Origin of the sequence: Thioalkalivibrio sp. HK1 (assembly GCA_000583135.1) — a bacterium.
Lineage (GTDB): Bacteria > Pseudomonadota > Gammaproteobacteria > HK1 > HK1 > HK1.
In genome coordinates this window covers 1-14,518 of the sequence record JFBG01000043.1, presented here as the reverse complement: position 1 = coordinate 14,518, position 14,518 = coordinate 1, and the positions used below count along the sequence as shown (strand labels likewise).

At 53.5% G+C, this 14,518-nt stretch carries 13 protein-coding genes; 8 read left to right on the top strand and 5 right to left on the bottom strand.

The genetic code is table 11. From position 1 onward, the window contains the following. The 8 genes from BF99_RS23795 to BF99_RS0111665 all read left to right on the top strand — a co-directional run. A partial coding sequence (locus tag BF99_RS23795) for a hypothetical protein (protein ID WP_025770999.1) occupies positions 1-212 on the top strand: 212 nt, incomplete at its 5' end. A 191-nt stretch (positions 213-403) separates the two neighbouring features. Further along, positions 404-916 (top strand): hypothetical protein, encoded by a 513-nt coding sequence (locus tag BF99_RS22055; RefSeq protein WP_156013290.1) that lies wholly within the window; start codon positions 404-406, stop codon positions 914-916. 295 nt (positions 917-1,211) lie between these two features. Next, on the top strand, positions 1,212-1,790 hold the full coding sequence (locus BF99_RS0111690) for a Panacea domain-containing protein (RefSeq protein WP_081759242.1): 579 nt from the start codon (positions 1,212-1,214) through the stop codon (positions 1,788-1,790). A gap of 285 nt (positions 1,791-2,075) precedes the next feature. Continuing rightward, positions 2,076-2,648, top strand: coding sequence for a Panacea domain-containing protein (locus BF99_RS0111685; RefSeq protein ID WP_197019120.1), 573 nt, complete (start codon positions 2,076-2,078; stop codon positions 2,646-2,648). 289 nt (positions 2,649-2,937) lie between these two features. Further along, positions 2,938-3,516, top strand: a complete 579-nt coding sequence (locus BF99_RS0111680) for a type II toxin-antitoxin system antitoxin SocA domain-containing protein (protein WP_025770995.1) — start codon at positions 2,938-2,940, stop codon at positions 3,514-3,516. Between the two features lie 80 nt (positions 3,517-3,596). Further along, positions 3,597-4,208, top strand: coding sequence for a type II toxin-antitoxin system antitoxin SocA domain-containing protein (locus BF99_RS0111675; RefSeq protein ID WP_081759241.1), 612 nt, complete (start codon positions 3,597-3,599; stop codon positions 4,206-4,208). Positions 4,209-4,315: 107 nt separating this feature from the next. After that, the gene (locus BF99_RS20840) at positions 4,316-4,753 is read left to right on the top strand and encodes a nucleotidyltransferase substrate binding protein (protein WP_197019119.1); all 438 of its coding nucleotides are present in this window, start codon (positions 4,316-4,318) and stop codon (positions 4,751-4,753) included. Then, entirely contained in the window at positions 4,738-5,082 is a 345-nt protein-coding gene (locus BF99_RS0111665; protein WP_025770992.1) for a nucleotidyltransferase family protein, read from the top strand. Before BF99_RS20840 ends, BF99_RS0111665 begins: the two co-directional genes overlap by 16 nt. A gap of 168 nt (positions 5,083-5,250) precedes the next feature. On the opposite strand, the gene BF99_RS22050 is transcribed toward BF99_RS0111665, so the two are convergent. The 5 genes from BF99_RS22050 to BF99_RS0111635 form a co-directional block, all read right to left on the bottom strand. Continuing rightward, entirely contained in the window at positions 5,251-7,218 is a 1,968-nt protein-coding gene (locus tag BF99_RS22050; protein ID WP_025770991.1) for a DUF445 domain-containing protein, read from the bottom strand. Further along, complete coding sequence (locus BF99_RS0111655) at positions 7,208-10,840, bottom strand: indolepyruvate ferredoxin oxidoreductase family protein (RefSeq protein ID WP_025770990.1); 3,633 nt, start codon at positions 10,838-10,840, stop codon at positions 7,208-7,210. The genes BF99_RS22050 and BF99_RS0111655 overlap by 11 nt, the downstream gene beginning before the upstream one ends. A 434-nt stretch (positions 10,841-11,274) precedes the next feature. Further along, positions 11,275-12,072: an SDR family NAD(P)-dependent oxidoreductase gene (locus BF99_RS0111650; protein ID WP_025770989.1), complete on the bottom strand. Its 798-nt coding sequence runs from the start codon at positions 12,070-12,072 to the stop codon at positions 11,275-11,277. A gap of 398 nt (positions 12,073-12,470) precedes the next feature. Further along, on the bottom strand, positions 12,471-13,553 hold the full coding sequence (locus BF99_RS0111640; protein ID WP_025770988.1) for a GmrSD restriction endonuclease domain-containing protein: 1,083 nt from the start codon (positions 13,551-13,553) through the stop codon (positions 12,471-12,473). After that, on the bottom strand, positions 13,550-14,518 hold a 969-nt coding region (locus BF99_RS0111635; protein WP_025770987.1), incomplete at its 5' end, for an adenine-specific methyltransferase EcoRI family protein. The genes BF99_RS0111635 and BF99_RS0111640, both read right to left, overlap by 4 nt.

Here is a 14,518-nt window from a genome sequence, read left to right as displayed (position 1 = left end):
AACTCGACAACTCGACAACTCGAACTTCTCGCCACTTTGGCTCGAAGTTCGCTCTGCTCTCTCTCAGGAAAATCACCCGAGCCACCGACGAAAGAACCGAAATCCTGAGTCTGATTCCAATCGCGGGTTTGGGGGATTCAGGGATTATCATCGAAATTGGCTTCTCGCCTTCCGAAATATCACGAGAGCAACCGATCAAAGAACGGCGATAGCAGATCTGATACCACGATCAGCCGTTAGTGGCAAAGCACCGCTTATCGCCATAGTGATTGACAATGAATCTTATTTGCAAACCATCCGGTGGAACAAAGAATCAACCGTAGAGCAATCGTCCATTTTGAGCCACGCACCCCAATCACTTACTCATGGCATATCCATAACTAACCAAGTATTTCCTCGATCGATGGCATCAATGCTGATCATGGCCAATTTCAATAGTCTCTCTCTTGATTGGGCCACACGCAACTCGGTAGGCGGGACCGATATGAGCTTCTTCATCGTCAAACAACTCCCGATCCTACCCCCCGAAGCCTACCTGAAGCAAAGCAACTGCGGCCTGCACTACGCCCAGATGGTGGCGCCGAGAGTCTTGGAACTGACCTACACCTCTTGGGAACTACAAGGCTTCGCCCAAGACTTGGGCTACGAAGGCGAACCCTTTCTATGGAACGAAGAACGCCGCCACCACCTACGCAGCGAACTCGATGCGATCTACGCCGAAATGTACGGGCTGGACCGCGAAAACTTGGAACACATCCTCGACGCCCCCGAACCGAGCACATCCTTCCCCACCCTGAAGAAGAAAGAGATCAAGGAATTCGGCGAATACCGCACCAAGACTTATGTCCTTGCCGCCTTCGACCAACTACAACGAGGAGAAAACCCGAACTTGGCGTCCGCAAACCGCCAACCCTGATACCTCTTAGCGACGAGCGCAAACGGATCGACCCCGAACATCCCTCCTTCACCTCATATCACCGATATCCGCATCCACCCCCGATATCCGATTTCCCCAATTTTCCAGCATTCCCAAGCACCCGATCACCTCGAAAAATGCCATAGAAAAAAAGCGAATCCATGAAGCCTGCAGGAGAAATCAGGACTTTTCGTCAAACCATTCGCCCCCTCGTTCAACCAAAATTCAATCCTTTTTTCACCCTCTGTTATCCTTCCCCCGCACCCACACGCCATTCACTGCGGAATTCACGACGATGACCCTTCTAAAAACCCCCCATCCCATCAGATTTCGCTTCGCCCCGATAAAATGCCTGCAGGCAGTGCAATGGATGCTGCTGACGGCAAACGAGCCGCTCGACTTCCAAACCATCTTGAAAACCGCCTACTTCGCCGACAAGCGCATGCTCGATGAATACTGGCGACCGATCTTCGGCGCCACCTACCGCGCCATGAACCACGGCCCGGTACCGGTCGAAGTCTACGAAATGCTTATAGAAGAGCCCTACTACCTCTCGGAACTCGAATTGGATGACTACCCTTGGAAGCGCAAAGGCTATCGGGTCAGCCTTATCGACCCCGATCGCCGCCATGAAATCCTCAATCCTCCCGATATCGCCGAGGCGGATATGGATATCCTCGCAGAAGAATTCGAACGCAGCCGAAAAATGAGTTTCAATCAAAGAACGGAAGAAACCCACAAAATGGACTGGGTCAAAGGAATCGAGCGCCCCGACAGCCGAATGGCCTACGAAGACATGATCGCCAAGGACCACCCCGATCGAGAAGAAATGATCGAAGACCTGACCTCGATAGGAGTCAGAATCGTCCTTTGACCCCACAAAGCCCACCTCGGCTCTTTTCGTCTCGGAGCTTTATATAACGGCATAATCCATCGATCATCCGACCCGGATCAGTTATCCATCAATAACAAGCGAGCACATTGACATTGGAATGGATGTAATTATAGTTTATCTAGATAGTATCTTATATTATAAGAAACGCAAAAGATCGAAATCGGCACCATCAAGCCATCGAAGTGTCTGACCACTGGTACCGATATGACTTTTTTGCTATCATCCTTATTCCTGCTTCCGACCGATCAACTTGAATCGACAACGATGCCTCCCCCGATCAAATTTCGCTTCGCCCCGAAAAAATGCCTGCAAGCGGTGCAATGGATGCTACTGACGGCAAACGAGCCGCTGGAATTCCAAACCATCTTGAAAACCGCTTACTTCGCCGACAAGCGCATGCTCGATGAGCATTGGCGATCGATCTTCGGCGCCACCTACCGCGCCATGAACCACGGCCCGGTTCCGGTCGAGATCTACGAGATGCTTATAGAAGAGCCCTACTATCTCTCGGAGCTCGACTTGAGCGGCTACCCTTGGAAGCGAGAAAACGGACATTGGGTGAGGCTCATCGACTCCGACTCCGACCGCCGAAATACCCTCATCTGCCCTAGTAGCATCCCCGAAAAAGACATGGCCATCCTCGAAGAAGAGTTCGCTCGCAGCCGAAAAATGCGTTTCGATCAACGAACGAGAGAAACCCACCGAATGGACTGGTCCAATGGCATGAAACGCCCCGACAATCGAATGGCCTACGAAGACATGATCGCCGACGACAACCCCGACCGAGAAGAAATACTCGAATATCTGACCTCGATGGGACCTAGAATCGTCCTTTGATCTCCCAAAATGCACGCAATGCCTCACTCATCGATGCGTGATTATGACCATCCAACAAAGCCCTTTTATCCGTCCCTTGATCCTTATGCGCGGATGCGATGAATGAAATCCCGATCGCCCCGTAAAGTCTTCGAAAGCGTCCCAATAACACCTGCGTTAGGGTTGGCAGGAGAAATCATGGCCCTACATCAAACCATCCGAGCCCTGATCTTCCAGTTCGAAATTCGATTTTTTGATCATCTGCCATGCCCTTTTACATCCACAACCTCCGGTTGCAGGATTCACAGCGATGAACCATCCGATAACGCCTCCCCCGATCAGATTTCGCTTCGCCCCGAAAAAATGCCTGCAAGCGGTGCAATGGATGCTGCTGACGGCAAACGAACCGCTCGACTTCCAAACCATCTTGAAAGCCGCCTATTTCGCCGACAAGCGCATGCTCAACAAGCATCGACGGCCGATCTTCGGTGCCACCTACCGCGCCATGAACTACGGCCCGGTTCCGGTCGAAGTCTACGAGATGCTTATAGAAGAGCCCTATCATCTCTCGGAACTCGACTTGGATGACTACCCTTGGAAACGCAAAGGACATCGGGTGAGCCTTATCGACTCCGGCCATCAAGATGAAATCCTCAACCCCACCAGCATCGCCGAAGCCGACTTGGCTTTCCTCGAGGAAGAATTCGAGCGTAGCCGAGGAATGAGTTTCAACCAAAGAACCGAGGAGACTCACCAGATGGACTGGGTAAGAGGCATCGAGCGCCCCGATAGCCGGATGGCCTACGAGGATATGATCGCCTACGACCACCCTCACCGGAAAGAGATGATCGAAGATCTGACCTCGATAGGAGTCCGAATCGTCCTTTGACATCACAAGACCCGCCTCGGCTCATCTGCCTCGAGAGGGTATCTAGCCGTATAATCCGCTCATCTGTCCACCCGATTAGAATGACGAATGAAACGAGCGAGGGTTTTGACTACGTACCGATGACAATGACCACTGTCCCGATCAAATTCCGCTTTCCCCCGAAAAAATGCTTACAGGCGGTGCAATGGATGCCGGCGACAGCGAACGAGCCCCTCGGCTTCCAAACTATTTTCAAGACCGCCTACTTCGCCGACAAGCGCATGCTCAGTATCCATTGGCGACCGATCTTCGGCGACATTTATCACGCGATGGATTACGGCCCGATGCCGGTCAAAATTGATGAGATACTCAGATGCGAGCCTTACTACCTCTCGGAACTCGAGTTGGATGACTATCCTTGGGAAAGAAAAGGATATCGGGTGAGCCTTATCGATCCCAGCCATAGCAGTGAAATTCTCAACCCCACCAGCATCTCCATAACCGAAATGGATTTCCTCACCGAGGAGTTCGAGCGCTGCAGAGAGATGAAATTCGATAAAAAGACCAAGGAGACTCATCAAAGGGATTGGGTCAATGGATTCTATCGTCTCGACAATCGAATGGATTATAAAGACATGATCGATAAAGACCACCCGGACCGTGAAGAATTGCTTCAATACCTGAATTCGATGGGGCGTCGACTTGTCCTTTGACTCCACATCGGGAGATTTTTCAGCTGCTCGAAAAATAGCGCACACCCCAAGGAAACGAAAAATCGAATGCTCGTCCTCGGATAACCAAGAACATGGAGTCTCCTGAAGTGAGTGAATTCGCGGTTGATTATGCCGGCTTTGAGATTGCGCTGAAAAATCTGGAGCGTTATCATGAAATTTGCCTGATGCAGAAAGAAATCGGTGATGATCCCGACTTCGAGGAAATAACCTTGATGGCCGAGATTAAATCCTTCGAAATATGCTACGCAACACTACTAAAAGCGTTGCATCGTCATCTTACTTGGAACCTCGGAGCGGTTGACCTTGGCTATGGTGCAAAACCGATCTTCAGAGAGGCCGATCGAAATGGATTGCTCGAAGATGGAGCGGAGCATTGGTTTGGATATATCGAGGCACGCAATATAACCTCCCATGAATACGTTATAGAAAAAATTGGCCGCTTCTTGGAATTGATCCCCGTATTCATCACAGATGCGATCAAACTGTATGAAAAAATGACAGGTGCGCCATGGAAAAGCAAATAGCAACATCCACAGCAAGTAATGAGCGAGATAAAATCGATCTGAGAGAAACACACTATCAGATTGTCCAATATCTATTGAAGGAATACCTTCCCGACACCTTGGTTTGGGCTTTCGGCTCCCGCGTGACATTCAGGTCGATACGCACTTCGGATTTGGATCTGGTCGTCTTCGCCGATGACTCTCAGATAGGCAAGGTATACGATTTGCGAGAGGCCTTCGAAGAAAGCGATCTGCCCTTTATAGTAGATGTGCTGGTTTGGGGCAGAATACCGGAGCATTTCAAGCCGAATATTCAACGGGATTATTATGTGATGCAGAGAAAATCGTAGACTGATCATCCATCTATCAAGTTGCCGATACGCCGATGTTGGTAATCCGGGAGATCGTTTTTACTGTTCCGGCTCGGGTAGCCTTTTATCCTTGCTTATGGTGTTCGATCAGCCATCGACTAAGAACCTTAAATCAGGACCGATTGCGGTGTCGATGGGCGGCGATGATCAATGGTGAAAGCCGGTGAGCAGATAGATGAGGATGCCGATGAGTCCGCCGACCACTGTGCCGTTGATGCGGATCCATTGAAGGTCTCTTCCGATTTGTAGTTCGATGCTTTCGGCGGTGGTCTTGGGATCCCATTTCTTGATGGTATCCGAGATGGCTTTGCTGATTTGATCGCTATGGTTAACGACGATCTTGGTAATGAACTCTCCGAGCCAGTTGTTGAGACTCTTTCTTAGGTTGGCATCGCCGCTCAATTTCTTGCCGATATTTTGGATCTCTCGCTCGATGCTCCGGCGAATGTCCGAAGACTCGTCCATCAACTCTGCGTACAAGGCGTCTCGAGTCTTTTCCCAAAGGGATTGAAAAAAATCTTGAACGGTTTCGTTGCGAAGGAATTCTCCGAGAAGGTGATCGCTTTTTTTAGCGACTGATTTGTCATTGATCAGTTTTTCATGCCATGATCGCAGGCGGTTGTTGAATTCAATGCGTACCGGATGCTCTTGATCGTTTCGAATTTCTCTCAGTAACTGCTTGCACTTCGACTCGATCTCGGTATAGATTGCATCGATATTTTCATCCGTTATACCGAATCCGATTTTTTCTCCAATCGATCTCATCATTTTCTTGAACCATCCACCTTCCTTTTTTATATTCTTGCGAATGAAATTCAAAATAGCCTCTCGGTTGCCTTCGATTTGATGGAGGCCGAATTGAGTCAGTTCATCGATGATCACTTGGGTGTTATTGCCGCTTGCCAGAACATCGATGATGGCTGCGAGGGCTTTGTTGGCGGGAATGCGTTGTGCAATTTTTTCGGTGAGTATACGCTTGAAACCGCCTAGAAGTTCGCTGCTATCCGTACTGCGGAACCATTTAATGATCTCGCTGAAATCGCGATCCAGTCTCTTTGCGTTCGCCTCATCTTGTAGCCACTCTCCAACGAGGTGTGTCAAATCCGAATGACGAAGTTGTTCTTCGACGACATCTTTAACGAGAATTTTATCTTTGACGAAATTGGCCAGTTCTTTGCCGATTTCATCCTTGCGTTTGGGAATGATTGCGGTGTGCGGGATCTTGATTTTTTCCTCCGGAATATACAGAGGTTGGCGAAATAGTGCGGTTACTGCGTACCAATCGGCTAGCCCGCCGATCATCGCCGCGGCGGTGAAGGCCATGACGATTCCGTGACCTAAATATTCAGGGATGAAAAAGTAATGCGCAATGAACATGGCGGCCATTGCTACAAGCAGGCCGGTGGCGACTCTCTTTGCTTTGCGCAGACTCTCTTTCATTTTCATCCGATGCGGATCATCTTCGTCTTGATCCGGTTTCTCATCATTCGATCGACTTGTCGTTTTCTCATTTCTATCATTGGAATCTTCGCTAATCTGTATTTCTTCATTCTGCTTGATATCAGATTCTACTTCCACTATCTCCTTTTTTATTTCCTCTTCCGTTTTATGACTTTCTCGGTTCGCATCTTTTCGTAAGGACGAGATCTCATCGTCGGTAAATTCTCTGCATAATTCTTTGAAATGATCACTTGCTATGATCTTCCCCTTACGACTCCTACCGTTATTAGTGTCCAAATAAGCGAAAATGTCTATTAGCAAATACTTCTTTAACTCTTTATCCACCCAACCGAATGCCTGCTTGGCCTCGGAAATTTCGGAGATTATTGTGGATTTGACGAATGCCCAGTGGAGTAATTCCTGACGATCGTCCGGTAATATCGATAGATCTGATACAACCCTAAGAAGACAGTCCTTCTCATCTTGCCCCAAAGGCTGAGGTTGGCTATCAGGCATGATCACCTTCAAAAAGGCTATGATGAAGCGTCTTTTCTCTGGCGCTGATAACCGGCGCAGGCGAGTTGTGCGATTTAAATCATCCATATTATGGTCTACCGGCTCTGCATTGTTATCGATGAGAGATATGCCTACCCGCCCCTTGTATTCAGGCCGCATCCGTCGTCATCGATGGGCTGTGGAAGCGCCGGAGTAGTTCGGTCTCTCGGGCTTGGGCTTCGGTGATGCTCTTTTGTTTGATGTGGCCGAAACCCCGGATCCTTTCCGGTAAGGAGGCGATTTCGATGGCCATGGCGTGGTTTTCGTGATCGAGGCCTTGCAACACTTCGGTCAGCACCTCTTCATAGCGGGTGATCAGGGTTCGCTCCAAGCGGCGTTCGGATGTGTAGCCGAAGGGGTCGAAGGGGGTGCCTCGCAGGCCTTTGAACTTTGCGAGGAGGGTGAAGGCTTTCATCATCCAAGGGCCGAAGCGCATTTTGCGGGGCTCGCCAGTGGTGGGATCTCGGCGGGCGATCAGAGGTGGGGCCAGGTGGAAGGCGAGGGAGTAATCGCCATCGAAGGTGGCTTCGAGGCGCCGGCGGAATTCGGTGGATGAGTGCAGGCGGGCGACTTCGTATTCGTCTTTGTAGGCCAGGAGTTTGAAGTAGCCCTTGGCCACCGCCTCGGTGAGGCCGCGCATGCCTTTGGCGCGGGTGCGCTCGGCTTGGCGCACGCCTTCGATCATGGCGAGGTAGCGATCGGCCAAGGCTCGGTTTTGGTACTGCTCCAAATAGGCGGCGCGGCGCTCGATCAAGGTCTCCTCGTCTTTGGGGGCGGGGATTTCGACCACGCCCTTGGCTTTGTTGGCAAGCCGGGCCACGGCATCGATATCCGCCGCCGCGCAGCGACCCCATTCGAAAGCCCCGGTGTTCATCTGCACCGCCACGCCGTTGAGTTCGATGGCGCGAACGATGGCGGCTCTCGACAAGGGGATGCGCCCTTGCTGCCATGCGTATCCGAGCATGAACATATTGGCGGCGATGGCGTCTCCGCAAAGGGCGGTGGCAAGGTTCGTGGCCTGTACTTGCTTGGTGCATTCGGGGCCGGCGGAGCCCTCGATATCGCGCATCAATGCCAAGGATGGGAAGAGAAGATCGACATCGCGGGTGAAGGCGCCGGTCATGGTCTGGTGGGTATTGACCACCACCAGCGTGCTTCCTTTGCATATCGTGCTGCGGGTGCGGGGGTCTGCGGTGACCACCATATCGCAACCGATCACCAGATCGGCGGAGCCGGAGGCGACGCGGGTGGCGCTGATATCCGAGGGGGAAGCGGCGATGCGCACGTGGCTTACCACCGCTCCGCCTTTTTGCGCCAATCCGGTCTGGTCCAAGATCGAGCATCCCTTGGATTCCAAGTGCGCGGCCATGCCGAGCAGGGCTCCGATGGTGAGCACGCCGGTGCCCCCCACTCCGGTGATGATGATCTGGCAGGGGCGTTCCAAGGGGGGCAGGTCGGGTTCGGGGATGACCATGGAGGGGGTTGCGGATGCCGCCTTGCGCAAGCGGCCGCCGTGGACGGTGACGAAACTGGGGCAAAAACCCTCGACGCAGGAGAAATCCTTGTTGCAGGAGGATTGGTCGATGGCCCGCTTGCGTCCGAACTCGGTTTCGGCGGGCACCACGGCAACGCAGTTGGATTTGATGCCGCAATCCCCGCATCCCTCGCAAACCGCCTCGTTGATGAACGCCCGCATCGCCGGGTCGGGGAACTTGCCGCGCTTGCGGCGGCGGCGTTTTTCCGCAGCGCAGGTTTGGTCGTAGACGATCACCGTGGTGCCGGGGATCTCGCGAAACTCCCGCTGCAAGGTGTCAAGGTCGCGGCGATGCCATACCTTGGTTCCGGGGGCGAATCCGGCGCCGGAGCCGTATTTTTCCGGCTGGTCGGTGACCACGGCGATCCGCTGGACTCCCTCGGAGTGCATCTGGCGGGTGATGATCGCCGGGGAGATGGGGCCGTCCACCGCCTGACCGCCGGTCATCGCCACCGCATCGTTGTAGAGGATCTTGAAGGTGATGTCGGTTCCGGCGGCCACCGCCGCTCGGATCGAGAGCAGGCCGGAATGGAAATAGGTGCCGTCCCCGATATTTTGGAAAACGTGCTTGCGCTTGGAAAAGCGCGATTGGCCGATCCAGCTGGAGCCCTCCCCGCCCATCTGGGTGTAGCGGGCGGTGGATCGATCCATGAACTGGGCGAGGTAATGGCAGCCGATGCCGGACAGGGCGCGGCTGCCCTCGGGGACATGGGTGGAGCTGTTGTGGGGGCAGCCGGCGCAGAAATAGGGCATGCGCTCCATGGTGGTCGGCAGCGAGGCTTCGAGGGAGATCAGGGATTGCAGGTATTCAACCCGAACCCGGAGCCGTTCGGTAAGGGATGCGGGGGAGTCGCCGGGGGCTCGGTCGGCTCGGCCTGCAAGCCCAATCTCGAGGATCCGACGTCCCAGTTCCGCGGCGATGTGGTTGCTGTCGAGCCTGCCGACCGGGGAGAAGAGATCCTGACCTTGCTCGTTGCGTTTGCCGACGATGCCGGGGGCGTTTGGCTCGCCGTAGAGGATCTCTTTGAGTTGGCTTTCGACCAAGGCCCGCTTTTCCTCGACCACCACGATGGCATCGAGTCCTTCGGCGAAGCGCTTCGCCCCTTGCGGCTCCAAGGGGAAGGTCAGGGCGACCTTGTAATGGCGGATCCCTAAGGATTTCGCCGTCGCCTCGTCGATGCCCAGATCTTCGAGCGCTTGCTGCACGTCGAGGAAGGATTTGCCGGTGGTGACGATTCCCAAGCGAGCGTCCGGGCTATCGACGATGGTCTTGTCGAGGTGGTTGGCGCGGCAAAAAGCGCGCACCGCCTCGAGTTTCTCTGCGTACATCCGCCGCTCTTGCTCCAGCGGCGTATCCGGCCATCGGATTCCGAGGCCCGGGTTCTCGGGATCGTCGGCGGGGGCATCGGCGGGGATGGAAGGATCGGCGAGGGCGGGAAAGACGATCGGCAAGCGATCGGGATCGACATCCACCGAGGCTGCGGCCTCGACGGTATCGTGCACGCATTTGAGAGAGACCCAGCAGCCGCTGTAGCGCGAAAGGGCGATGGCGACGAGCCCGTAGTCCAGGATCTCCTGCACTCCCGCAGGGTTGAGCACCGGGATCGAGGCGTCCACCATCGCGTACTCGCTATGGTGAGCGGTGGTCGAGGAGTCGCTGGCGTGGTCGTCTCCGAGCAACGCCACCACCCCGCCCCGCTTCGATGTGCCCGCGAAATTGGCATGGCGAAAGACATCGCCGGTGCGATCCACCCCCGGACCCTTGCCGTACCAAAGGCAGAAGACGCCGTCGTACAGACCCTCGCCGTCGAGCTCGGCTTGCTGCGTCCCCCAGCAGGCGGTTGCGGCAAGGTCTTCGTTGACCGCGGGATGAAAGACCACATGATGGCGATCGAGATGTTCTTTCGCCCCGTTGAATTGATGATCCATGCCCCCGAGCGGGGAGCCGCGATAGCCGCTGACATAACCGGCGGTGTTGTATCCCAAGCGCTCGTCTCGCCTTCTTTGATCCATGGGAAGGCGAACCAGCGCTTGGATTCCGGTGAGAAAAACCCGCCCGCTCGTTCGGGTGTATTTATCGCCGAGATCGATATCCGCCACTTGCGGGTCGGGCAAGGTGGTACTGGCTGCGGTGTCGGCTGCGGTGTCGGCCAAGGCTCGCTCCTTCTCCAAAGCGTGCTCCGGGCGAGGCGATGATGGGTCGTTCATGACACACCTCCTCCTCTCGATTTCGGACCGTCCATCGCCATTCTCGAGATCTCTTTTCATTCGCGCGTTCACGAGGGCGAGGCTGATTTTGGTCTTGTCGATTCATTCGTGTCGATTCACTCGATCGACCTTCTCTTTGAATGCACTTTACCACCGGCGGGGGCACGGTCAATATGCTTAGCCCCAACGAGGGCATGCCAAGAGGTGATTGGCACTGGGCTCTTGGACGAACGATGGGCGCTTTGCAAAGGGTCGGCAACGGGGTTCGAACGCCATTATCTTTCGCTTTTTCGGCTCTTTCTCTCAGCTCACCATCCCCGCCGTTCCCCCGTTCCCCTTCCCTTTCGAATCCCGTCCCCCCCTTTTACACCCCTTTGACCATCGCCCGCGCTTTTTGTTCGATCGCACCCACCTCGGCCAATCTCTCCCTCGCATCAAAGGCCGGCCGCCAGATGTCCGCCGTCGACCACGATCGTCGAGCCCGTCATATACGAAGAGGCGTCGCTTGCAAGCAGCAACAAAGCCCCGTCGAGCTCCGCAGGGTCGGCGATTCGCCGCTGAGGAATTCGCCGGATCATCGACTTCCCCGCCTCGCTTGCGAAATAGTCGCGGTTCATATCGGTGCGCACATAACCGGGGGCGATGGCATTGACCCGTATCCGATGGCGCGCCAACTCCATCGCCATCGTACGGGTGAGTTGGAGCAAACCGGCCTTCGAAGCGGCATAAGCCCCGAGATTGCCGGCAACCCCGAAGGCGAGGATCGAGAGGATATTGACGATCGCACCCGGATGACCGGACTTCACCATCCGCTGCGCCGTTTGTCGAGCGACACGCCAAGCACCGGAGAGGTTGGTATCGATCACCGCCGACCAATCCTCTTCTCTCATCTCGAAGGCGGGAGCGGTGCGGGCGATGCCGGAGTTGTTGATCAAAATATCGGGGGCACCCAAGGCGCTTTGCACCGCATCCAACGCCCGCTCGACACTCTCATGAGAAGTAACGTCCATCCGAACCGGATGGGCGACGCCGCCGGTCTTGTGGATATTTCGCGCCAGCGACTCGATCCGATCGAAGCGACGCGCCGCCAATGCCACCTTCGCACCATGAGCGGCGAGGGTCTTTGCGAAATGTCGGCCAAGACCGCTCGATGCGCCGGTGACCAAGGCAATACGCCCTTGCAGATCGAATAACCGGGACTGCGGATCAGGCTCTTGCGATTGCGCGCTCATTCGCTCGGATCTCCCACTTTGGTAGCGTTGAACATCCTATCGAGGGCCTTGCCCTTCGGGGTTTTGCCGCAAAAGGCCAAAGGATAAGCAACGGGCTTCGTCAAGTCTTGGATCTCACCCTCGATGCAAACCCGCAAGCCTCTTGCAGGAACCGGCGCTTGATCTCGAATCCCGAATCCTGCGCCATCTCGGATTCGCGCTGATTATCCGATGATGACCCTTGCAAAGTATCCGGGCATCCAAACGCTCTGCCGCCAAGGACGAATGCACACCCTTGGCAATCCGCTCGAATGCTCATCTGGGCAGATTGAATATTCCAGCCAAGGATCCGGTCGCCTTTTCAGCCCCCCGCTTCTTGGCAAGACTCGACACTCGCCACCCGACCCTGACTTCGCGCCCTACTTCCCCGACTTGCGCCGATTGTCATCCTTGCAGAGCATCTGGCAATTCTCCGCATCGGTCTTGCCTCCTTCATGCCAAGGGGTGATGTGATCGGCCTCCATCTCTTCGAGTTCGAAATGCACACCGCAGCGAGGGCAAACACCTTTTTGCCTCTCGTAAGCGGCCCGCTTTTGGGCATCCGAGAAAGCGCGGATATTCAGGTATTTCTCCTTGCGGGTCAGCACATAAGGATAGATCCCTTTTTTATTGCCGACATCATCGTCCATCATCAGCTCGACGATTTTCTCTTCGAGCACTTTGGGATCGAGTTTCTCATCCTTGAACTCGCCATACAGGGCACCCCAATCCACCGACTTCATCTCCTTTCTTTTGCGAGGAAAGGTAACCTCGATCCACCCGATGACGCTTTGAAAATAGAGCCAAAGAGCATTGGCGTTCGTCTCGTTTTGATGCTTTCCCATATAGTCTTCGATCTCGTCCTCGCTCGCCCAACGAATCGCCGTTTCAAGATAGTCCTGACGGATGGCGGACCCGCTCATATAAGCACTGCCCATCTCTTGAGCGGCACAGCCCGGCCTGCTGAAATAACGCTTGGCGTCGGAAACCCAAGGGCCGTGATAGACGGCGTTTCGCAACTCTTGATCGGTCAATTTCTCGCCGGCGATATTGATGGTCTTGAACCACTCCAGTTTTTCGCTATCGGTCCCGCTGCACTGATAGATCATCAATTGATAGTCGAGGATCTTTTCTTTGGCATCTTCTTGTCGATTATGAAAATAAAGACCCTCGAAAGAAAAATCGCCCTTGACATATCGGCAGATGGAGATGGTGCGCTGCTGACCGTCGATCACCTCGAAGCCACCATCGGAGCGCACCGCCCAATACATGACATTCAAGGGAAAACCTTTGAGAATGGTATCGATCACCGCATCTCGCTGTTTATCCTTGTAGATGAATTCACGCTGATAGGGCGGACGAATATCGAGCGTGCCGCCGTAGCCGACAACGCCCTCTTCGCTTTTATCCTCATAGCCCTCGAACAGCTCGCGCACGGTGATTTCTTTGAGAGTGACGTTCATGAGTTGTGGCTCCTTTTTTTGATCAGTAGCCTTGCGTAGATTCGTTTGCCGTTCAGGTAGGCTCTATCGAGCTTTCCTTTCCATTTCGGATTGACCAGTTCCGGCAACAAATTCTCCTTGACATCGTAGTCCGAGCCGATTATCTCGAACTGTTCTGGATTGTATTTATCCAAGAATGTGATCGGGACTCCCATCACTCCATTGTAGTCCATGGGGATATTTTTCGTTTTACTCACTTCGATCGCATTATAGTTATCGTATGTTGGATATTCATCTGGTGTGTATCGATTGTACAGAATCATCTCTTCGTGTCGACCAGCATGATCAAGATTCGTGTACCACCTTACTCCTTTGATACGAATATATTTTTTTCCATTTTCATCGATTCTAACTCCTGCTGCATTTAATGGGTAGTGATCGGGAATCTCGAATTCTCTATCACCGCTACGGATGCTCGGTCCAAACCATAGCTTGTTCTCCTTGATGAGTGGAAAAATCTCCTTGTAAGAAACAGCATTTACATTTCCGATAATCAAAAATTGCTTCTTATATTCTATCAATTGCGCTATATATTCTCGAAAAAGAGAAAATGGAGGATTTGTGACCACAATATCAGCCTGATTTAGTAGATTGATGCTTTCAGTATTTCGAAAATCGCCGTTTCCTTTGAAGCTTCTAATTCCGATTTCCGAAACATCAGGAGTTTTATTCTCATTACTATCGCCCTTATATTCAAGATACACAGCCTGCTGAGAATCATGACGGCTAAAGAGATCCAATGATTGGCTTTTATAGCAAGCAGTAATAAGTCTCTTCAGTCCTAAAGACTCGAATCGATAGGAGAAGTAGTGAAAAAAAGCGCTGATGCGGGGGTCGTCGCAATTGCAATAAACAACCTTGCCTTTGAAATGTCGTTCATAATGACGCAACTCCTTTTCGATATCGGTGAGTAGGGTATAGAACTC

Bases quoted from the DNA above. Each gene is read 5' to 3' on its own strand.
- BF99_RS22055 (WP_156013290.1), top strand. From the start codon at position 404: ATGGCATCAATGCTGATCATGGCCAATTTCAATAGTCTCTCTCTTGAT.
- BF99_RS0111690 (WP_081759242.1), top strand. From the start codon at position 1,212: ATGACCCTTCTAAAAACCCCCCATCCCATCAGATTTCGCTTCGCCCCG.
- BF99_RS0111685 (WP_197019120.1), top strand. From the start codon at position 2,076: ATGCCTCCCCCGATCAAATTTCGCTTCGCCCCGAAAAAATGCCTGCAA.
- BF99_RS0111680 (WP_025770995.1), top strand. From the start codon at position 2,938: ATGAACCATCCGATAACGCCTCCCCCGATCAGATTTCGCTTCGCCCCG.
- BF99_RS0111675 (WP_081759241.1), top strand. From the start codon at position 3,597: ATGACGAATGAAACGAGCGAGGGTTTTGACTACGTACCGATGACAATG.
- BF99_RS0111665 (WP_025770992.1), top strand. From the start codon at position 4,738: ATGGAAAAGCAAATAGCAACATCCACAGCAAGTAATGAGCGAGATAAA.
- BF99_RS22050 (WP_025770991.1), bottom strand. From the start codon at position 7,218: ATGCGGCCTGAATACAAGGGGCGGGTAGGCATATCTCTCATCGATAAC.
- BF99_RS0111655 (WP_025770990.1), bottom strand. From the start codon at position 10,840: ATGAACGACCCATCATCGCCTCGCCCGGAGCACGCTTTGGAGAAGGAG.
- BF99_RS0111650 (WP_025770989.1), bottom strand. From the start codon at position 12,072: ATGAGCGCGCAATCGCAAGAGCCTGATCCGCAGTCCCGGTTATTCGAT.
- BF99_RS0111640 (WP_025770988.1), bottom strand. From the start codon at position 13,553: ATGAACGTCACTCTCAAAGAAATCACCGTGCGCGAGCTGTTCGAGGGC.